Genomic DNA, 19,062 nt, shown 5'->3' on the forward strand with positions numbered 1-19,062 from the left:
CAGAGATATCGGGTTCATCGTGGCCTCCGGTCTGCGATGCACGAGTGCAAGGAGGTGGCGACGATGTCAGACCTCACGGTCGGCGGAGACGTCGCGGTTCACGATTCGCAGGCCTATCCGCGCCAGTCCCGCGCGCAGGTCGCCCGAGACGACATCCTGCGGCTGATCGCCGACAACCAGATGCGGCTCGGTGACCGTCTGCCGACGGAGGCGATGCTCTCCGAGCACTTCGGGGTCTCTCGGTCGACCACACGGGAAGCGCTGAAGCTCCTCGAGCAGGAGGGGCTGGTCACCGCCATCCAGGGGAAGGGCCGCTTCCTCTCGGCGGTCGGCTCGCTGAACATCGAGCGCCCGGTGACGAAGTACGAGAGCACGACCGACATGCTCACCAGTCTCGGATACCACGTCACGACGATCGTGCTGAGCGTGACCGAGGAACCCGCGGACGGCGCTGTCGCCGAGGCGCTGGCTCTGGAGCCCGGGGCCGCCGTGATCCGACTGGTGCGTCTCCGCTGCGGCGATGACGAACCGATGGTCCTGAGCTTCAACTTCATCCCGCGGGAAGCCCTGCCCGGTCCGCTCGCCTTCCGCGACTGGAGCGTGTCGGTGACCAGCGCCCTCGAGGCGCACGGGCAGCAGGTGATGTCGTCGATCGCGCGGATCTCGGCGACGTCCCTCGATCCGGAGGACGCGCGCCGGTACAACCTCGCCGACATCGATCCCTGGCTGCTGGTCGAGGAGCGAGGCATCACGACGGAGGGGAACCGTGTGATCTTCTCGCGTGACTTCCACCGCGGAGACCGCATCGCCTTCAACGTCCTCCGGCGACGCTGACCGCCTGCGCTATAGTTGTCTGACGACACCGAAGTCATCAGACACTAGGAGCAGGATCGGCATGACCACTCGCTCGGAAGACACGTCCACGCTCGATGAGATCCCCGGAACGCGACCGCCGTTCGACGTCGCCGTGATCGGGGACAACACGATCGATCGCTTCGTCGACGAACCGGCGCTCGGGGATCTCGTCGGCGGCAATGCGCTGAACGTGGCGGTGCAGCTGTCGATGATGGGGCTCCGGGTCCGCTACTACGGGTCGGTCGGCGACGATGCGGACGCGGAGATCATCCGGCAGGCGATCGCCCTCCGTGGCCTCGATCTCGCGGGCGTCCGCACCGAGCGAGGGAGTACCGCCCTCACCTGCATCCGTCGCCGGGACGACGGCGACCGCTACTTCGAGAGCGAGAGCTTCGGAGTCACGGCGCACTACGCCCCCGACGAGCGGGAGATCGCCGAGATCGCCGCAGCCCGCTGGGTCCACGTCGGGATGCTGCCGGATGCGGCGACCGTGCGCGATCGCCTCCGCGCCGTGAACCCCGGGGTCGTCCTCAGCCAGGACTGCAGCGTCACCCCCGGGTACGACGACCTGACGGTGGCGTTCATGTCGGCCGGCGAGGACGAGCAGGAGGCGGCGTCCGTCACCGCTGCCGCCCTCGCGGCGGGCGTCACGACGGCGGTCGCCACGCTCGGCTCGCTCGGGGCGCTGGGGCGCGACGCCCACGGTGCGACGCGAGTCGAGGGTCGGAAGGTCGATGTCGTCGACACGACAGGGGCGGGGGACTCCTTCATGGCCGGCTACATCGCCGCCGTCCTGGAGGGCGCGGCACTCGCGGAGGCCCTCGAGGCCGGCACGCGCCGCGGCGGCTTCACGTGCCAGTACGTCGGCGGGTGGCCTCAGCTCGCCGGTGACGTCGAGGTGTTCGGATAGCCATGCGTCGACTCGACGGCCACGTGAAGAACTACGACTGGGGTTCCCCCACCGCGATCCCGCAGTTCGCGGGGTGGGCGGCCGACGGCGTCCCCGTCGCCGAGGTCTGGTTCGGAGCCCACCCTTCCGGGCCGTCCCTCCTGGACGGCGGCGGCACGCTGGCCGGCCTGCTCGCGGCCGAACCCGATCTCCTGGGGCCCGCCGTCCGCGAACGGTTCGGCGAGCTCCCGTTCCTGCTGAAGCTGCTCGCCCCCGGACGCGCGGTGTCGCTGCAGGTGCACCCGCACATCGATCGGGCGCGGGAGCAGTTCTCGGCGCCCGATGCGGCCTCGACGTTCGTCGACGCGAACCACAAGCCGGAGATGATCCTGGCGGTCTCGCCGTTCGACGGGCTCGTGGGGCTGCGGCCGTTCGACGAGGCGCTGCGCGTGCTGCGGTCGGTGGGGCATCCCTCCCTCGACCGTGCCGCGGACGAGGCGGAGCGCGGGGGTGACCTGAGACGCGCCCTGCGCGAGCTCGCCGCGGCGTCCGAGGAGCAGGTTCGCGCCTCTCTGGAGATGCTTCGCGACCGCGGTGCCGAGCATCCCGCGTTCGCGACCGCGATCCAGCTCGCCGAGCAGCATCCGAACGATGCGGGTGCGCTGGTGTCCCTGCTGCTCGAACGCGTCTCCCTGCGTCCCGGCGACGCGGTCTTCGTCGACTCCGGAGTGCCGCACGCATACATCTCGGGCCTGGCGGTCGAGATCATGGCGAACTCCGACAACGTCTTCCGGCTCGGCCTCACCTCGAAGACGGTCGACGTCGAGGAGTCTCTGCGCAACCTGATCACGGAACCCGCCCGCATCATCCGGGCGGCACCCGCGAGCACCACGCAGACGCTCGAGACGGATGCGGCGGAGTTCCGGCTCACGGTGCACCGGGGCCACGGACTCCGCGTGCGCTCGAACGAACCCGGCCCGCGGATCGTGCTCGGCGCGGGCGGATTCGTCGCGCTGCGTCGGGGTGAGGAAGACCGGCGACTGGTCCTGTCCGCAGGAGAAGCGGTGTTCCTCGGGCATGGGGAGCACGCGGAACTGCTCGTCGACGGGCAGGCCGTCGTGGGCGCCGTCCCGCACTGACCTCCGGAGGGGAGACAAGAGGGCGGGGAGGCGACGCCTCCCCGCCCTCTTCCCGTGCGGTCAGTACGTGAGGCGGCGGTAGTACCGGCGAACCTCCAGCGGGTGGCGGCGCACCTGCTCGAGGTGGGCGCTCAGTCGCTCGAGGATGGTGGCCAGCACCGCCGGCGAGACCAGCGCGCGGACGTCGTCGGACAGGCCCTCGAGGGGGAAGTCGGCGGTGTCGAGCACCGTCAGGCGGTCGGACACGCGCGGCACGAAGGCCTCGACGCGCTCCGACAGCGGCCGCGCGGCATCCTCGCCCTTGAAGGAGATGACGCTGACGCCCTTCTGCACGAGCTCCAGCGTGCCGTGGAAGAAGTCCGAGGCGTGCACGGGACGCGTACGGATCCACTGCATCTCCTCGAGGATGCACATGCCGTAGTAGTACGCCTCTGCCCACACCGAACCGGCGCCGGTGATGATGTGGTAGTCCTCGCCCGAGGCGAGCTCGACCGCGAGCTCGGCGGCGCGGGGCTCGAACTGCTCCTTCGCCGCGAGGAGGGCCTGGGGGAGCTTCTGCAGCTCGGCCGTCGCGCGGTCCCAGTCGGCGTACTCGCCGCGCTCCGCGAGGACGGCCAGCGCCACATAGAGCGACTGTACGTAGAAGGACTCGCTCGAGGTGTCATCGGCGGCGGGCACCGTGAAGGTCTCGTCGCTCGCCTGCGCGACGGGGCTCTCCGCATCCTTCGTGAAGGACAGGACGGTGGCGCCCCGGTCCTTGACGTACGCGATGACCTCCAGCGCCTCGGCCGTGGTGCCGGAGAGCGAGGGGATGATGACGAGCGACTTCGGGCCGAGGGCGACGGACCCGTTCGCCAGGAGCTCGGCGGCGACCTCGAGGTAGGCGGGGAGCGACGACGAACGGCGGAGCAGGTCGTACGCCGGCTCCATCAGGATGCCGGCACCTCCGGCGCCGAGGAAGAAGACGTTCTCCGCACCGCCCGCGAGCGAACGGGCGATCGCTCCGCGGACATCCGACGCGAGCGAGACGGCCGTGGTCTGGATGCTGAGGAAGCGTTCCGGGTCGAAGTTGAGCATTGCGAGTCCTTCTGGTCGACGGCGACAAGCAATTGTCGCACATTGCGATGGTTGTCTGATAACCATAGGCTTGCCGGACAGCCGGTGTCAAAGGCCGATTTTCCGCGGAATCCTGGGGATCGCGCCGACGACAGCCGTTCGCATCGCCCGCAGATGAGCGTCATCCGCCCATCTGATTGTTCAGTTATCAGACAACATCGTCACCCGAGATCGAGGAGTCATCATGCGAGTAGTGGTCACCGGATCCGCGAGCGGCATCGGAGCCGCCTGCGTCGAGCAACTGCGTGCCGAGGGGCACGAGATCGTCGAGTGGGACCTGAACGGGCGGGAGAGGGTGGACGTGTCCTCCTCGGCATCCATCGCGGCAGCCGTCGAGCGCCTGGACGGTCCCGTCGACGCCGTGGTGCTGGCGGCGGGGGTCTCGCGCATGGCCCCGCTGCTGGAGACCACCGATGAGGACTGGCGCTTCCAGATGGACGTGAACGCCTTCGGTGTCTTCGCCTGCGTGCGCGCGCTCGCGCCGCGTGTGGTCCGCGGCGGCGCGTTCGCGATCATCGACTCGATGGGCGGGCTGCGCGGCGCGCCCTTCCTGTCGGCGTACTGCGCGTCCAAGTTCGCCGTCTCGGGTCTCATCGAGTCCGCCACCCCGGAGCTCGCCGTGCGTGGCATCCGCATCAACGGCGTCTGCCCCATGTACGTCCGCACGCCGATGGAGACGCGGGAGCTGGAGTGGGAGGCCTCGCTCACCGGCCGCACCGCCGCCGAGGTGCTCGCCGAGTACGAGTCGTCGACGCCGCTGGGGCGGGTTGCCGAGCCCGCGGAGATCGCCGACGTCGTCCGCTTCCTGATCGGCCCGGCGAGCGGCTACATGACCGGCGCCCTGGTGCCGGTCAGCGGAGGGGCGCACCTGGGATTCACCGTCCCCGAGTCGTCTGACGTGTGAAAAAGTCATTGACACAGTTGGTCAGTCATCTGACAATAAACCTACCCGACGACTTGAAGGAGTAACCGTGAAGACAATCCGCACGCGCACAGGGCTCGGTCTGGCGGGGGGCCTCGCGGTCGCCGCCCTCGCTCTCGCCGGCTGTTCCAGCGACGGGGGCTCGCCCTCCGGCGGCGGCTCCGACGAGGACGTCACCATCGCCTTCATCCCCGGCATCGCCTCGGACCCCTTCTTCCGCGCGATGGAGATCGCCGCGAAGGACGAGGCCGAGAAGCTGGGCGTGGACCTGATCTGGCAGGGCGCAGCCGACCAGTACTCGCCGCAGTCCCAGCTCCCGTTCGTCGACGCCGCCCTCACGGAGGACATCGACGCTCTCGTGCTCGTGCCGACCGACGCCGATGCACTGCAGCCGAGCGTGACGAAGGCCACCGCCCAGGGCATCCCGGTCATCACCGTCGACACCACGGTCAGCGACCGCTCCGACCTCGTCTCCCACATCACGGGCGACAACCGCGACGGCGGCGAGCGTGCCGCCGAGGAGATGAACGAGCAGACCGGCGGCAGCGGCACGATCCTGGTGATCTCCGCCTCGCCGACGAACACGACCGGCACCCAGCGCGTGGAGGGTTTCGAAGCGGCGATCGCGGAGGAGTACGACGGACTCGACATGCTGCCCGTGCAGTACGCGTACAGCCAGCCTTCCGAGGCGACGACGATCCTCAACACGACGCTGCTCGAGACCCCGGACCTCGCCGGGGTGTTCGCGGTCGATGGCACCTCCTGCACCGGAGCGGTCGCCGCGCTCAACAACTCCGACAAGGTCGGAGACGTCAAGCTCATCTGCTACGACGCGTACGCCGCCCAGGTCGCCGACCTCGAGGCCGGTGCGATCTCGGCGCTCATCGCGCAGGACCCCGCTCAGGAGGCCCGCCTGGCGCTGCAGTTCGCCTACGCCAAGATCACGGGTGAAGGCGAGGACGACATCGAGGAGGAGGTCGTCATCCCCAACGTGGTGATGAACCTCGACAACCTCGACGAGACCCGTCGCTACCAGTACGCCGAGTGAGCCGCATGACGAACGATACGACCGGGAGCACGACCACTCTCGAGACAAGTCCGGTGCTCGCGCGCCGCGGCGAGCGGTGGAGAGAGCTGGCCACGCGTCAGGAGTCCCTGCTGATCCTGGTGTACGCGGTGATGGTGCTCGCCTTCTCCCTCCTCAATCCGCGCTACTTCTCCACGGCCTCCTTCGGGAACATCCTGCAGGACTTCGCGCCCGTCATGCTGATGGCGATCGCCCAGACCTTCATCATCATCACGGGGGGTATCGACCTCTCCGTGGGTGCCGTGCTGGGGCTCTCCGGAGTCTCCGCCGCCCTCGCGATCCGCACGACGACGGAGAGCGGGATGCCGCCGGCACTGAGCATCACTCTCGGCATCGTGGCTGCGCTGCTCGTCGGTCTGGCGGTCGGCGTGGTCAACGGGCTGCTCATCACCCGGGTGAGGCTGGCGCCGTTCATCGCCACGCTCGCGACGATGGGCGTGTGCATGGGCACCACGCTCGTGGTCACGGGAGGCGTGCAGATCGCCGGCGCCCCGAAAGAGGTCGTGCTCCTCGGGAACACGCGCTACCTCGAGATCTTCACGGTGCCTCTGCTCGTCGTCCTCGCGATCCTCGTGATCGCCTGGCTCGCGCTCTCCCGCACCCGGTTCGGCCGCCACACCTACGCGATCGGGTCGAACGCCTTCGCAGCGCGCGTCGCGGGCATCGACGTGGACCGTCATCTGATGAAGGTCTACGCCATCGGCGGCGTGCTCGCGGCCCTCGCCGGCCTGTTCGTGTACTTCCGCCTCGGGTCGGGTTCTCCGGCATCCGGACGGGGTGGCGAGCTGCAGGCGATCGCGGCCGCGGTGATCGGAGGCATCAGTCTGATGGGCGGGGTCGGCCGGGTCACGGGCACCGCCCTGGGCGCGCTCATCACCGCGAGCGTGCTCAGCGGACTCATCCTCATCGGGATCGAGCCGAACGCACAGCAGATCGTGGTCGGTGCTCTGATCGCCGTCGCGGTGGCGGTGCAGGGCATCGGACGAGGGAATTCACGCACATGAGGAGCACCATGAAGGAACCCACGTACGAAGTGCGCGGCGCGACCAAGAAGTACGGCAACGTCCTCGCTCTCGAAGACGTCGACTTCGCCGTCTCGGCCGGCGAGGTGGTCGGCCTGGTCGGCGACAACGGCGCAGGCAAGTCCACCCTCGTCAAAGTGCTCTCCGGAGCCCATCGGCCGGATGAGGGTCAGCTGTTGCTCGACGGGCGGCCCGTGGAATGGCACAGTCCGCAGGAGGCGCTGGAGAGCGGCATCGAGACGCTGTACCAGGACTCCTCGCTGGCACCGGACCTGACGGTGAGCGCCAACGTCTTCCTGGGCAGGGAAGAGGTGGTTCCCGGCTTCTGGGGGCGCTTCGGGTTCCTGGCGAATCGGAGGATGGACGATCAGGCCCGGCAGGAGCTGGAGAAGGTCGGCATCGCCGTTCCGTCGTCGACCCGCTCCGTGTCACGGCTCTCGGGCGGGCAACGGCAGGCGGTCGCCATCGGCCGCGCGGCGGCGTGGGCCAGCAAGGTCATCATCCTGGACGAGCCGACCAACCACCTCGGTGCGCGGCAGTCCGCCGAGGTGCTGGAGGTCATCCGCCAGGCCCGCGCCAAGGGGCTGGCGGTGATCTTCATCTCGCACACGCTGCCGCACGTGCTGGAGGTCACGGATCGGATCGTCGTGCTGCGGCTCGGCCGCGTATCGCTCGATGCGCCGACGAGCACCTTCACACCCGACAGCCTGGTCAAGGCGATCACCGGATTGAGCGGGGCGGCATGACCCTCGCCCAGGTCCGCGGGACGTCCACCGGAACGCGGCACTACGACGCGATCGTCTTCGATTGCGACGGCGTCCTCGTCGACAGCGAGGAGATCTCCATGCGCGTGTCCCAGCGGATCCTCGCGGACCTCGGCTGGGAGGCGGATCTCCCGACCCTGCTGGAGATGTTCACCGGCTGCTCCCACGAGTACTTCGTCTCTCAGGTGGAGGAACGCATCGGACGACGCCTCGAGCCGGGCTGGAACGACCCCTACGCGGGGCGGCTGGAGGAGGCCCTCCGCTCCGGGCTGCGCGCGATCCCGGGGGTCGCCGACGCGCTCGACCGGATCGCGCTGCCGAAGGCCGTCGCCTCGAACAGCGGCCACGAGCGCATCCGCCTCAGCTTGCAGGCGGCGGACCTGCTGCACCACTTCGACGGTCGCATCAGCAGCGCGGAGGATGTGCGGGCCGGCAAGCCCGCCCCCGACGTCTACGAGCACGCAGCCGCATCGTTGGGCGTGCCGCCGGAACGCTGCCTCGCCATCGACGACAGTCGGTTCGGGGTCCGGGCGGCGCAGAGCGCCGGGATGCGGGTGATCGCGTTCATCGGCGACGACGACGGGGGCACGATACCGACGGGGGACGGCATCGTGTCGTTGTCGTCGATGGGCGGCCTGGCCGATCTCGTCGACGATCTCGTCAGCGGGCGGATGCCGCGCTGACCACCCGCACGCCCCGCTCGACGGCGACCCGGGCGAGCACGATGCCGGCCGCGATCCCGCCGAGGCCGCCGAAGACCATGTCGCCGATCGTGTCCTGATAGGTGACGAAGATGTCGTCGCTGATGTAAGTCCAGCCGAGCCACTCGATCATCTCCCACAGCGCGCTGATGGCGAGAGCGATCAGCGGCAGCAGCACGAGCGGCGTGCGCGCCCGGGCCCCGGCGTCGCGGGTCACCATGACCACGCCGGTGCGGGTGAGCACGACCGCGGCCACGATCGCGAGCACGCCGGTACAGGCGAAGTGCAGCAGCAGATCCCAGCCGGGGATCGAGGTGTAGAGCTCGAAGACGTTGCTCCATGCGGCGACGAGCACGACCGCGCCGGCGGTGACGTCGAACCAGGCGCGCAGCCCCAGCATCCGCGGGAGCACGAGCGCGGGAAGGGCGAGCGCGGCGATCCCGGCATCCGTCGGCTGCAGCCAGATCGCCGCCGCCAGTACGCCCAACAGCCCCGCGAGCCGCAGGGCGTCGGCCGTCCATTCCGCCGGCGTGCGGGGCGGGCGCAGGAAGTCGTCCTTCATGCCGGCTCCTTCCCGATGCGCAGGATCGCCTGGACCGGGAGGTGGTCCGAGGGGCGTCGTCCTTCGAACGTACGGGCATTCGCCCCGTACGCGCCAACCCGCACCCCCGGGGTCACCGCGATGAGGTCGATGCGCCGCCCGTGCAGGCGCGGGCGACGGTAGCCGGGGTACGTGCCCCAGTCGGGGGTGAGGCGGCGATCCGCGGCCTCCGCCGCATCGCGCAGGTCGTGGTCGGAGAGGAGGGCCCGCACGGCGGGCGACGTCGCGCCCGCGTTGAGGTCGCCCATCACGACGGCGGGCAGGCTGCGCTCCCGCACGATCGCGCGGACGGCGTCGGCCGAGCGGAGGCGGGCGCGGGCCGACAGGTGGTCGAGGTGGGTGTTGACGGCGAGGAAGCGGATGCCGGTGGCCCGGTCCTCGAGCTCCGCCCAGACCATCACGCGCGGGATCAGGTTGCCCCAGCCGATCGAGCCCGGCTCGTCGGGGCGATCCGACAGGGCGCGCTGCCCCGAGGCGTGCAGGGAGAGTCGGGCGGCGTCGTACAGGAGCGGGTTCCCCTCCCCGCCGCCGTCTCGTCCGCGGCCGCGCCCCACCCCGCGGTACCCGGCGCCCAGCGCCTCCCGGAGCACCGGCATCACCCGCGGCAGCGCCTCCTGCACGCCCAGCAGCGTCGGCCGCTCGGAGCACAGCAGCGCCCGGACGGCCGGAGCCCGGGTCGACCAGCGGTCGCGCGTCGGGCGGAGCGGGCCCTCCATGGCGCGTCGCACGTTGAACGTCATGACGTGCAGGTCGGGGGAGGCCGTCGGCCCGACCAGCACGGAAGCGGAGATGCTCACCGGGCGCGCCCGCCGCGCGCATCGGGTCGCGCGGCGGTCAGCGGCACGCGGCGGGAGCGTCGGGCGAGCAGACGCCTCCAGCGCCTCGGCGGGAAGTCGTGGGGCCAGTGCACGAGCACGCTGCGGAACCCCCGGTGCACGCGGCGCCCGAAGCGCCCGGCGGTGAACGGGCGCATCGACATGCCCATCGAGGTTCCCGGAAGCAGGGCGATGCGGTGGTCGACGCCCAGGTGGAAGGCCAGGTCGAGGTCGTCGTGCACCTCCGGGTCGCCGCGGTGCACCTCGGTGCGCACGGCCTCCCACGCGTCGCGGCGGAAGGCGAGGTTCGACCCGAAGAGCGGGCGATGGCCCAGGGCGAGACCCGTGACGGCGGTGTACGCGCCGAGGTACAGCAGCGCGAGCGGGGCGCGCAGCGCCGGCGGTCCGTCGGTGAAGCGGGCACGGCCGGTGAACGCCGCCACGTCGCCGGCCTCCGCGAACGCCGCCGTGACCTCCGCCACCCACTGCGCGTCCGGCAGGCAGTCGGCGTCGAGGCGCAGGATCAGGTCGCCCCGCGCGGCGTCGTATCCGGTGGAGGCGGCGGCCGAGATCCCCGGCTCGGCGCAGAACAGGACGCGGGCGCCGGCCGCCCGCGCGACCTCGGCGGAGTCGTCGCTCGAGGCGTTGTCGACGACGATGATCTCGTCGGCCGGCATCGTCTGCCGCGCGAGCGCCTCCAGGCACCGCGCGAGGAGCGGCGCATCGTCCTTCACGGGGATCACCACCGAGGTGGTCGGCGCCCGACCGTCGTCTCCTCCGGTGGCCTGGCGGTCGGGGCCGGTGCCGTCGTGCATGTCATCGCTCCCTGCTCGGTGTCCCGAGCCTCGCACGGCCCGCGTCAGGGGACGAGGGACTTGACAGGCGCGCGGGGAGCGGACAGCGCACCGCGCGCATGGCGGCCGACACGACGGATGCCGGACGATCACGGTGGATTCGTCCGGCATCCGTCGTAGCGGCCCCCGAAGTGTCGGCCCCGGGGCGCCGTGCTAGACGGTCCGCCAGTCGTGGCTCTGGATGGCGGCACCCGCCTGGGGCCCCATCTGCAGCATCCCGCCGTCGATCGCGATCGAGGCGCCGGAGATGTAGGCCGCCTCGGGCGAGGCGAGGAACGCGATCAGCGCGGCCACCTCGCGGGCATCGCCCGGCCGGCCGAGCGGGATGCCGGGACGATCCGCCTGATGCGGGTCCTCGTCGGTCTGCCCGGTCATCGGCGTCGCGATCTCGCCCGGGGCGACGCTGACGGCGCTGATCCCCGAGCCGCCCAGCTCGAGCGCGAGGTTCTTCATGAGGCCCTCGAGCCCGTGCTTGGCCGCGTCGTACGCGTTGGATCCGACCATCGGCTGGTGTCCGTGCACGCTCGTCACCGCGATGAGGCGGCCGCCGCGGCCCGCCGCGACCATGGCCCGAGCGGCGCGCTGCAGGCACACGAACGCGCCGGTGAGGTCGGTGTCGATGACCTGGTTCCACTGGTCGAGGGTCAGCTCGAGGAACGGCGTCTGGGTGCCGGTGCCCGCGTTGTTGACGAACACGTCGACCCCGCCGAGCTCGGCGATGAGTCCGTCGATGACGTCGCCGCACGCCGGGATGTCGGCGACGTCGAGCTGTGCCACCACCGCCCGGGCCCCGTGGGCCCGAACCTCGGCCGCCGTCTCCTCGGCGCCCTCGCGATCGGTGTGCCACGTGAGGCCGACGTCGATGCCGGCGGCGGCGAGGGCGACCGCGGTCGCGCGGCCGATCCCCGAGTCCCCGGCCGTCACGATCGCGCGGCGCGCCTCCTGCTCAATACTCATCGTCGTCTCCCTTCGCATCGGCCCAGCGCAGCGCCGCGAGCGGCTGACGCACGGGGCGCTCGTCACGCGGCGCGTCGTCGGCCGCGTACTCCTCCTCCTCGACCAGCACCCGGGCGTCGGTCAGCAGTGCTGCCCGGGCCAGTGCCTCGGCGACGCCGACCGCACCGACGACCTCGGCCGCGAGCCGCTCCGACTCGTCCCTGGCCACCCAGGGCGGACCGTCGAGCGCGAGCAGCGTGGCGTCGTCGTCGAGCATGCGTGCGTCGAGCAGCAGCGTGTCGACCCGGGCCTGCTGCACCGCGTCGATGACGGCGTCGAGTCCGTCCGCGCCGCCGCTGCCCCCGTCGGCCGCGGCGCGGTCGCGCAGCGCGCGGATCGCCTCGGTCCGGTGCTCGTGGATCGTGCGGGCGATCGCGTGGTCGAGCTCGGTCGTGTCCGATCCCTCGGCGCGCGTGTGGGCGTCGACCTCCACGACCAGCGCGCGCTCGGCATCCGACAGGGCTTCGCCCAGCAGCTGCCGCGCACGGATGTCGCCCGACACGACGACGAACGACGGATGCCGGTCGCGGATGAGCGCGCCGACGGCCTGCGCGACCTCGGACTGGGTGTGCTTCCAGATGTCCTCGGTGTGGCGGTGGAAGTTCGCGTGCGCCCAGCCCCCGGCCTGCGCCTTGTTGAGCGTGTCGGTGCGGCCCTCGACGGAACTCTGCGCCTCGCTGGATCCGCGGCCGGCGGTCTCTAGGCGGATGTCGGCGCCGTCGCGGCTGGTCTCCACCACCAGATACCGTTCGGCGGTCGCGTGCCGCAGCAGCGGGAGGACTGCAGGGAGGGGGCCGTGCTCCAGGCACTCGGGGCCGAGTCGTGCGCCCGCGAAGCTCCGGTCGACCACGACCTCGCCGTCGCGGACGAGGAGCACGCGCGACGACGGACTCGGCAGGCCCGTGCGCTCGATCAGCGCCTCCTCCACCACGACGGCATCCGCCTCGGGCGCTCCGGCCTCGACGAGCCGCTCCCGGACGGAACGACGGTACGACTCCTCCTCGACCTGCGGCACGGGACCAGGCCCGTCGACGTACGCACTGGTCCACGGACCGGGGCGGTGCAGGGTCTCGATCAGCTGAGCATCCGTCATGGGTCAGACCTCCTCGTCGGTGTCGGCGTCTGCGGCGCGGGCGTCCGGGTCCGGGTCGTTGCGGAAGCTCCGCTCGACCTCCGGGGCGTCGGTGTCGTCGGGCAGCGGCTCGGTCTCGCGGAACGGCTCGACATGGGCGGCGCCGGCGTGACCCTGGACCATGCCCCGGGTCTCCTGCTCCATCTCCTCGTCGAGGCGCGGGCCGTGCTTCGTGTTGCCACGCTGAGAATCGGACATCGTCATCTCCTCATCACTCGTCATCGGTCTGCCCGACGCTAGGAGGGGCGACGCGATGCGGCGATCGGGTTGACGATCCGGAAGGCGCGGTGTACTGGCGGGCGGCGTACCCTGTCGGGGTGACCGAGACATCGAACACCCCGCCGACGCCGACCGGAGTGGGGGAGGAGGGCCCGTTCTACCACGGCACGAAGGCCGATCTCCGCCCGGGCGACCTGCTCACCGCGGGGTTCCCGTCGAACTACCGGCCCGAGGTCGTCATGAACCACATCTACTTCACCGCACTCCGCGACGGCGCAGGGCTGGCGGCGGAGCTCGCCCCCGGCGACCGCGAGCCGCGCGTGTACCGGGTGGAGCCGACCGGCGCCTTCGAGGACGACCCGAACGTGACCGACAAGAGGTTCCCCGGCAACCCGACCCGGTCCTACCGCAGCACCGAGCCGCTGCGCGTGGTCGAGGAGGTCCTCGACTGGACGCGCCTGTCGGCAGAGGCGCTGGCCGACTGGCGTCGGAAGCTCGCGGCCCTCCACGCGGACGGGCGCGCCGAGATCATCAACTGAGGTCGCTCACCCTGGCTGCAGCGCCTGCCGGATTCAGCGCGGGGTCACCAGTCGTGCACGGTCCCGTCGAGGAGGCGGTTCACCGGCAGGTACGCCTTCGTGTACTCGTGGCCGGCCGCGGCCTCCTCGTCGAGCTCGACGCCGAGACCGGGCTGCTCGCCCGGGTGCAGGAAGCCCTGCTCGAAGGTGAAGGACGTCTGGAACACCTCGAGCGTCTGCTCGTTGTGCGGCATGTACTCCTGGATGCCGAAGTTGTGGATCGCGAGATCCAGGTGCAGCGCCGCCGCCATGCCGACCGGCGAGATGTCGGTCGGTCCGTGGATGCCGGACTTGATGCCGTAGATCCCGGCGAAGTCGAGCAGCTTCTTCATCGCCGTGATGCCGCCCGTGTGCGTGACGGCCGAGCGCACGTAGTCGATCAGGCGCTCGGTGATCAGCGTCTGGTAGTCGAAGACCGAGTTGAAGACCTCGCCGATGGCGAGCGGCGTGGTCGAGTGCTGGCGCACGAGGCGCAGCGCCGTCTGGTCCTCGCCGGGGGTGCAGTCCTCGAGCCAGAACAGGTCGTAGGGCTCGATGTCCTTCGCGAACCGAGCCGCCTCGATGGGCGACATGCGGTGGTGGCCGTCGTGCAGGATGCGCAGGTCGGAGCCGAAGTCCTCGCGGATCCGGGCGAACACCCCGGGCATGTGGTTCAGGTAGTTTCGGGTGTCCCAGGTCTCCTCGGCGGGACGGTCGCCCGAGCGCTTGGCGGGCTCGTAGTCGTAGCGCACGCCCGGACCCGCCGAGCTCACGCCGTAGATCTGGCCGAGACCCGGCACGCCGGTCTGCACGCGCACGGCGGTGAATCCGAGCTCCTGATATCCGGCGATGGCGTTGGACAGCGCGGCGTAGTCGGTGCCCGAGGCGTGCGCATAGACGCGGACGCCCTCGCGGCTCGCGCCGCCCAGCAGCTGGTAGAGCGGCATCCCGGCCTTCTTGGACTTGATGTCCCACAGCGCCATGTCGACCGCCGCGATCGCGGCCATCGTGACGGGGCCGCGGCGCCAGTACGGGCCGCGGTAGAGGTACTGCCACGTGTCCTCGATGCGGTCCTCGTCGCGGCCGACGAGCGTCGACGCGACGTGATCCGAGAGGTAGGAGGCCACGGCGAGCTCACGCCCGTTGAGGGTGGCGTCGCCCCAGCCGACGATCCCGTCGGACGTCGTGATCTTCAGGGTGACGAAGTTGCGGCCGGGACTGGTGACGATGACGTCGACGAGCTCGATGGTCATGGGGTGTTCCTTGCTGTGGAAGGGGGCGGCTGCGGTCGGCGGCCGCCCCCGGGGTGGTGTCGTCAGATCCGCGTCACATCGCGGGGCGGGGATCGGTGAGGTCGCGGCCGGTCCACTCCGGCGCCCAGATGGCGGCGGCGAGGGCGGATGCCGTGAAGATGCCCATGAGCACCATCACCGGCACGATGCTGCCGGTCGTGGCCGAAACCCAGGCGGCGGCCACGATCGGGCCGATGCCGGTCGCGATGATCGCGGCGATCTCGCGCACCATGGCGGTGAGCGTGTACCGGTTGCGGGCGCCGAAGATCTCGGGGATGGAGATGTTCTCCATCGACGCGAGGCCCAGCACCGAGATGTTGTGGATGAGCGCGTAGCCGACGAAGATCCAGACGACCTCCTGCGTGTTGATCAGCAGCAGCGTCGGGACGATCAGCAGCAGGGAGAGCGCCGACATGACGATGTACATGCGGCGACGGCCGAACCGGTCGCCCAGGAACCCGACCAGCGGGATGGTGAGGAATCCGATCAGCGACGAGACGATGACGACCTCCGGGCCGACCTCCTTCGACATCGCGAGGGTGATCGTGATGAACGAGATCAGATAGGTCTGCACGAGGCCGGAGTTGCCGGCCTGGCCGAAGCGCAGGAAGAACGACACGATGGTCGCCTTGATCGGCTTGCGGTCGAGCGACTCGAGCGTGCGGATGTCGTTGGTCTCGGTGGCGAGGCGCACCATCTCGTCGCGGGAGAGGGCCTTGCCGTCGACGACGTCGGTGCGCTCCTCGAAGACCGGGCTCTCCTTGAGGTTGAACCGCACCCACAGGGCGAAGAGCATGATGACCGCGCTGCCGATGAACGGGATGCGCCAGCCCCACTCGATGACGTCGCTCTCCATCATGACCGCGAGCAGCAGCGCCCAGATCGCCGAGGCGAACAGCGTGCCGCAGTTGGTGCCGAGGGCGACGAGCGACGCGATGATGCCGCGACGGTTGCTGGGGGCGTACTCGGAGAGCATGACCCCGGCGCCGGAGATCTCGGCTCCGGCGCCGAAGCCCTGGGCCAGCCGCAGCAGCACGAGGAGGATGGGCGCGAGGATGCCGACCTGCTCGTAGGTGGGCAGGAAGCCGATCAGGGTCGTCGCGGCGCCCATGAGCAGGATCGTGTAGAAGAGCACCTTGCGGCGGCCGACGCGGTCGCCGATGCGGGCGAACACGAAGGCGCCGACCGGGCGGGCGACGTAGCCGACGCCGTAGGTCGCCATGGCCAGCACGACGGCCATGCCCGGGTCCTCGCCGGCGAAGAACAGCTGGCTGAAGACGAGCGCGGCGGCCAGGGAGTACAGCTGGAAGTCCATGAACTCGAGGGCCGTGCCGAGCCAGCCGGAGACGGCGGCGCGGACGAGGTCGCCCATCGAGCGCTTGGCGGTGGGCGGCGTCGCGGGAGAGTCCACGCCGGGGACGGAGGAACTGCTCATCGGATTACTCCTTCGTAAGTCGGGTGCGCAGGGAGCGCGGGGCAGCGGGCGGTCAGAGGGCCAGGAGGACCTTGGCCGAGGCGGACGAATCGCGCGCGGTCTCGAACGCCTGCACGGCGTCGGATGCCGGGACGACGTGCGAGATGACGGGATCGAGAGCATCGGACTCGGCGAGCAGGGCGACGGCGTCGTCGATCTCGGTCGAGAAGCGGAAGGCGCCCCGGATGGTGAGCTCTTTCGCGAGCAGGGGCGCGAGGTTGATGCCGGCATCCGCGTTCGGCAGCATCCCGACCTGCACGACGGTGCCGGCCCGGCGCGCTGCACGGACGGCCTGCGTGAGTGCGGCGCCGACGCCGGAGCACTCGAACACGACGTCGTACGACTCGCCGTCGATGCTGTCGCGGCCCACGAGCGAGACCTCGGACGCGCCGAGCGCCTGGGCGCGGGCGAGCGGTTCGGCACGCACGTCGCTCGCGCCGACGACGGCGGCCCCGGCGTGGACGGATGCCGCCACGACGAGCAGCCCGATCGGCCCGGCACCGATGACGAGCACCCGGCGGCCGGTCAGGTCGCCCGCGAGGCCGACGGCGTGCAGGGCGACCGCGAGGGGCTCGGCCAGGGCGGCGCGCTCGAGGGGCAGGCCCTCGGGCAGGACCCGGACCATGTGGTCCTCGACGATCAGCAGCTCGGACGCCCCGCCCTGGCGGTGCGGGTTCGCAGCGGCGCTGCCCAGGTAGTCGCCTCCCGGCCGGAGGTGCGGTCGCTGCTCCAGCCCGGGCACGTCGGCGCCGTAGCGGGCCGGATGCACCGTGACCGGCGTGCCGGGCGCGAGCCGGCCGGACGGGTCGAGATCGACGACCGCCGACAGCTCGTGGCCGGGGACCAGGGGCTCGCGGATGGTGTACTCCCCGTTCGCGCCGTGGAAGTAGTAGTGCAGGTCCGACCCGCAGATCCCGACGTAGCGCACGCGCAGGCGCACCTCGCCGTCGCCGGGCTCCGGGGCGTCGCGGTCCTCCCAGCGGATGTCCTCTGCGCCGTGGATGACGAGTGCCTTCATCGTCCTGCCTCCTGTCGGGTGTTCTGCGATGTCTCGAGCATGCGCCCCTCCGAGCCCGCCAGGGCGTCGGCGATCGCGACCTCGACCCCGCGCTGCCGGATCGTGTCGACGAGCTCGCCGGCGCGGGCGATGAACGCGTCCTGGTGCGCGAGCTCCGTACCGAAGAGCTGCAGGTCGGTGATCACCCGCTGCGCGAGCTCCCGGCCGTCGCGCACGTTCGCGGCGAACGACGCGAGGCGCCCGCGGGCGGCATCCGTCATCGCGGTGGCGTGGATGCCGGGATCGAAGCCGGGCAGCGGCGCCAGGCACGAGAGGTACCCGGCGACCGTGAGCGCGATCAGGTGCGGCATCTCGCCGCGGCCGAGCGCCTGCAGGGCCGGCTCGGGGATGCGCTGGCGCAGCTTGACCGAGCCGTCCGACCCGACCTGGGTGGTGCGGTGGCCGAGGGCGCTGTTCCCCCAGCGCTCGAAGAGCTGCTCCTCGTACCGGCGGATGTCGACGCCGCTGGGCACCTCGATCGACGGCTCGTACTCGCCCTCCAGCACCGCGCGTGCCGCGGCTGCGACGTCGTCGAGGGCGATGGCATCGGGGATGGTCGCCGAACCCCGCAGGGCCCCCAGGTAGGCGATGAGCGAGTGCGTGCCGTTGAGCAGCCGCACCTTCATCTGCTCGTAGCGGCCGACCTCGTCGGTGAACACGGCACCGCCCGCCTCCCAGCCCGGACGGCCGGCGGCGAAGCGGTCCTCGACGGCCCACATCGTGAACGGCTCGGCGGGCACCGGGATGTCGTCGCGGGCGCCGAGGAGGGCGCTCACGCGCGTCTTCAGCTCGTCGGTGGTCGCGGGCACGATGCGGTCGACCATGCTCGAGGGGAAGGTCACGGAGCGATCGAGGAAGGCCAGCGCCTCCTGCCCCTCGCCGCCCGGGAGCGCCTGGAGGAACTCGCGGACCAGCTTCTCGGTGTGCGCTCCGTTGGCGGCGAGGTTGTCGCAGCTGAGCACCGAGAGGGGTGCGCCCGAGAGCGCGGCGCGCACCTGGAGTCCGCGCGCGAGCTGGCCGATCGTCGACCGGGGGTGCCCCCCGGCGAGGTCGGCGCGCAGGGTCGGGTCGTCCAGATCGAGGTGCTGCGTGGCGGGGGAGTAGCTGTAGCCGTTCTCGGTGACGGTGAGGGTCACGACGCGGATGTCGGGGTCGGCGAGGAAGGCGACGACGCGGTCGGGCTGCTGGGCCGCCACGAAGGCGCCGGTGTGCACGCCGGGGACGGTGAGCGAGGTGCCCGACGGCGAGACCGTCGCGACCGAGTACAGAAGGTGCTGGGCGTGCATCGCGTCGACGATGGCGTGCGAGCGCGAGGCGACGCCCACGATGCCCCAGTCATCGGGGGCGTGGGAGAGAGCGGCGGCGGTGTACACGGCCTGGTGCGCCCGGTGGAAGCTCCCGAGCCCCAGGTGGAGGATGCCGCTGCGGGAGGGGACCGCGTGATCGGCTCTGATCATCATGTAAAGAGTGTGATCGGTTTGTACAAAGTTGTCAACTTGTTTTCAGATCGCCTCCGGTGCTCTAGGATTGCGGCGGAGCGGGAGGCGAACGTGGCAGCGACATTGACCGA

The 19,062-nt window shown here is 71.0% G+C and carries 20 protein-coding genes; 9 read left to right on the top strand and 11 right to left on the bottom strand.

The features are described 5' to 3' along the window. Positions 1–63 precede the first annotated feature (63 nt). The 3 genes from AB3M82_RS10210 (at position 64) to manA (ending at position 2,883) form a co-directional block, all read left to right on the top strand. Complete coding sequence (locus tag AB3M82_RS10210; RefSeq protein ID WP_412957626.1) at positions 64–834, top strand: GntR family transcriptional regulator; 771 nt, start codon at positions 64–66, stop codon at positions 832–834. A gap of 61 nt (positions 835–895) precedes the next feature. Beyond that, positions 896–1,765: a PfkB family carbohydrate kinase gene (locus AB3M82_RS10215; protein ID WP_412957628.1), complete on the top strand. Its 870-nt coding sequence runs from the start codon at positions 896–898 to the stop codon at positions 1,763–1,765. A gap of 2 nt (positions 1,766–1,767) precedes the next feature. Beyond that, a complete protein-coding gene (gene manA, locus AB3M82_RS10220; RefSeq protein WP_412957629.1) occupies positions 1,768–2,883 on the top strand; it encodes a mannose-6-phosphate isomerase, class I in 1,116 nt (371 codons plus the stop codon). A gap of 60 nt (positions 2,884–2,943) precedes the next feature. Here manA and AB3M82_RS10225 read toward each other — a convergent pair whose 3' ends face one another. Next, complete coding sequence (locus tag AB3M82_RS10225) at positions 2,944–3,960, bottom strand: SIS domain-containing protein (RefSeq protein WP_412957630.1); 1,017 nt, start codon at positions 3,958–3,960, stop codon at positions 2,944–2,946. A gap of 223 nt (positions 3,961–4,183) precedes the next feature. Between AB3M82_RS10225 and AB3M82_RS10230 the strand changes: the two genes are divergently transcribed. The 5 genes from AB3M82_RS10230 to AB3M82_RS10250 all read left to right on the top strand — a co-directional run bounded on the left by AB3M82_RS10230 (position 4,184) and on the right by AB3M82_RS10250 (position 8,477). After that, the gene (locus AB3M82_RS10230; protein WP_412957631.1) at positions 4,184–4,903 is read left to right on the top strand and encodes an SDR family NAD(P)-dependent oxidoreductase; all 720 of its coding nucleotides are present in this window, start codon (positions 4,184–4,186) and stop codon (positions 4,901–4,903) included. A 67-nt stretch (positions 4,904–4,970) separates the two neighbouring features. After that, positions 4,971–5,969: an ABC transporter substrate-binding protein gene (locus tag AB3M82_RS10235; RefSeq protein ID WP_412957632.1), complete on the top strand. Its 999-nt coding sequence runs from the start codon at positions 4,971–4,973 to the stop codon at positions 5,967–5,969. Positions 5,970–5,974: 5 nt separating this feature from the next. Next, on the top strand, positions 5,975–7,012 hold the full coding sequence (locus AB3M82_RS10240; RefSeq protein WP_412957634.1) for an ABC transporter permease: 1,038 nt from the start codon (positions 5,975–5,977) through the stop codon (positions 7,010–7,012). Between the two features lie 8 nt (positions 7,013–7,020). Continuing rightward, positions 7,021–7,776, top strand: a complete 756-nt coding sequence (locus tag AB3M82_RS10245; protein ID WP_412957636.1) for an ATP-binding cassette domain-containing protein — start codon at positions 7,021–7,023, stop codon at positions 7,774–7,776. Next, entirely contained in the window at positions 7,773–8,477 is a 705-nt protein-coding gene (locus AB3M82_RS10250) for an HAD family hydrolase (RefSeq protein ID WP_412957637.1), read from the top strand. The genes AB3M82_RS10245 and AB3M82_RS10250 overlap by 4 nt, the downstream gene beginning before the upstream one ends. Here AB3M82_RS10250 and AB3M82_RS10255 read toward each other — a convergent pair. The 6 genes from AB3M82_RS10255 to AB3M82_RS10280 form a co-directional block, all read right to left on the bottom strand. After that, positions 8,455–9,057 (bottom strand): DUF2238 domain-containing protein, encoded by a 603-nt coding sequence (locus AB3M82_RS10255; RefSeq protein WP_412957640.1) that lies wholly within the window; start codon positions 9,055–9,057, stop codon positions 8,455–8,457. The genes AB3M82_RS10250 and AB3M82_RS10255 overlap by 23 nt on opposite strands. After that, positions 9,054–9,893, bottom strand: coding sequence for an endonuclease/exonuclease/phosphatase family protein (locus AB3M82_RS10260; RefSeq protein ID WP_412957642.1), 840 nt, complete (start codon positions 9,891–9,893; stop codon positions 9,054–9,056). The genes AB3M82_RS10255 and AB3M82_RS10260 overlap by 4 nt, the downstream gene beginning before the upstream one ends. Next, positions 9,890–10,726 carry a glycosyltransferase family 2 protein gene (locus tag AB3M82_RS10265; RefSeq protein WP_412957644.1) on the bottom strand — a complete coding sequence of 279 codons (837 nt, stop codon included), beginning with the start codon at positions 10,724–10,726 and terminating at the stop codon, positions 9,890–9,892. The genes AB3M82_RS10260 and AB3M82_RS10265 overlap by 4 nt, the downstream gene beginning before the upstream one ends. 192 nt (positions 10,727–10,918) lie before the next feature. Then, a complete protein-coding gene (locus AB3M82_RS10270; RefSeq protein ID WP_412957646.1) occupies positions 10,919–11,722 on the bottom strand; it encodes an SDR family oxidoreductase in 804 nt (267 codons plus the stop codon). After that, positions 11,712–12,854 (bottom strand): baeRF2 domain-containing protein, encoded by a 1,143-nt coding sequence (locus AB3M82_RS10275; protein ID WP_412957647.1) that lies wholly within the window; start codon positions 12,852–12,854, stop codon positions 11,712–11,714. The genes AB3M82_RS10270 and AB3M82_RS10275 overlap by 11 nt, the downstream gene beginning before the upstream one ends. 3 nt (positions 12,855–12,857) lie before the next feature. Beyond that, positions 12,858–13,091, bottom strand: a complete 234-nt coding sequence (locus AB3M82_RS10280) for a hypothetical protein (protein WP_412957649.1) — start codon at positions 13,089–13,091, stop codon at positions 12,858–12,860. A gap of 119 nt (positions 13,092–13,210) precedes the next feature. On the opposite strand from AB3M82_RS10280, the gene arr reads away from it, so the two are divergent. Then, entirely contained in the window at positions 13,211–13,651 is a 441-nt protein-coding gene (arr, locus tag AB3M82_RS10285) for an NAD(+)--rifampin ADP-ribosyltransferase (RefSeq protein WP_412957651.1), read from the top strand. Between the two features lie 44 nt (positions 13,652–13,695). Here the strand turns inward: arr and manD are convergent, their stop codons facing one another. From manD to AB3M82_RS10305, 4 genes are all read right to left on the bottom strand, one after another. Beyond that, positions 13,696–14,922 carry a D-mannonate dehydratase ManD gene (gene manD / locus AB3M82_RS10290; protein WP_412957653.1) on the bottom strand — a complete coding sequence of 409 codons (1,227 nt, stop codon included), beginning with the start codon at positions 14,920–14,922 and terminating at the stop codon, positions 13,696–13,698. A gap of 73 nt (positions 14,923–14,995) precedes the next feature. Further along, positions 14,996–16,396 carry an MFS transporter gene (locus AB3M82_RS10295; protein WP_412957654.1) on the bottom strand — a complete coding sequence of 467 codons (1,401 nt, stop codon included), beginning with the start codon at positions 16,394–16,396 and terminating at the stop codon, positions 14,996–14,998. A 52-nt stretch (positions 16,397–16,448) separates the two neighbouring features. Then, a complete protein-coding gene (locus tag AB3M82_RS10300; protein WP_412957655.1) occupies positions 16,449–17,453 on the bottom strand; it encodes an L-idonate 5-dehydrogenase in 1,005 nt (334 codons plus the stop codon). Beyond that, positions 17,450–18,952 carry a mannitol dehydrogenase family protein gene (locus AB3M82_RS10305; protein ID WP_412957656.1) on the bottom strand — a complete coding sequence of 501 codons (1,503 nt, stop codon included), beginning with the start codon at positions 18,950–18,952 and terminating at the stop codon, positions 17,450–17,452. The genes AB3M82_RS10300 and AB3M82_RS10305 overlap by 4 nt, the downstream gene beginning before the upstream one ends. Positions 18,953–19,062 lie beyond the last annotated feature (110 nt).

This window comes from Microbacterium californiense (genome assembly GCF_047246625.1).
In the GTDB taxonomy this organism is placed as follows: Bacteria; Actinomycetota; Actinomycetes; order Actinomycetales; family Microbacteriaceae; genus Microbacterium.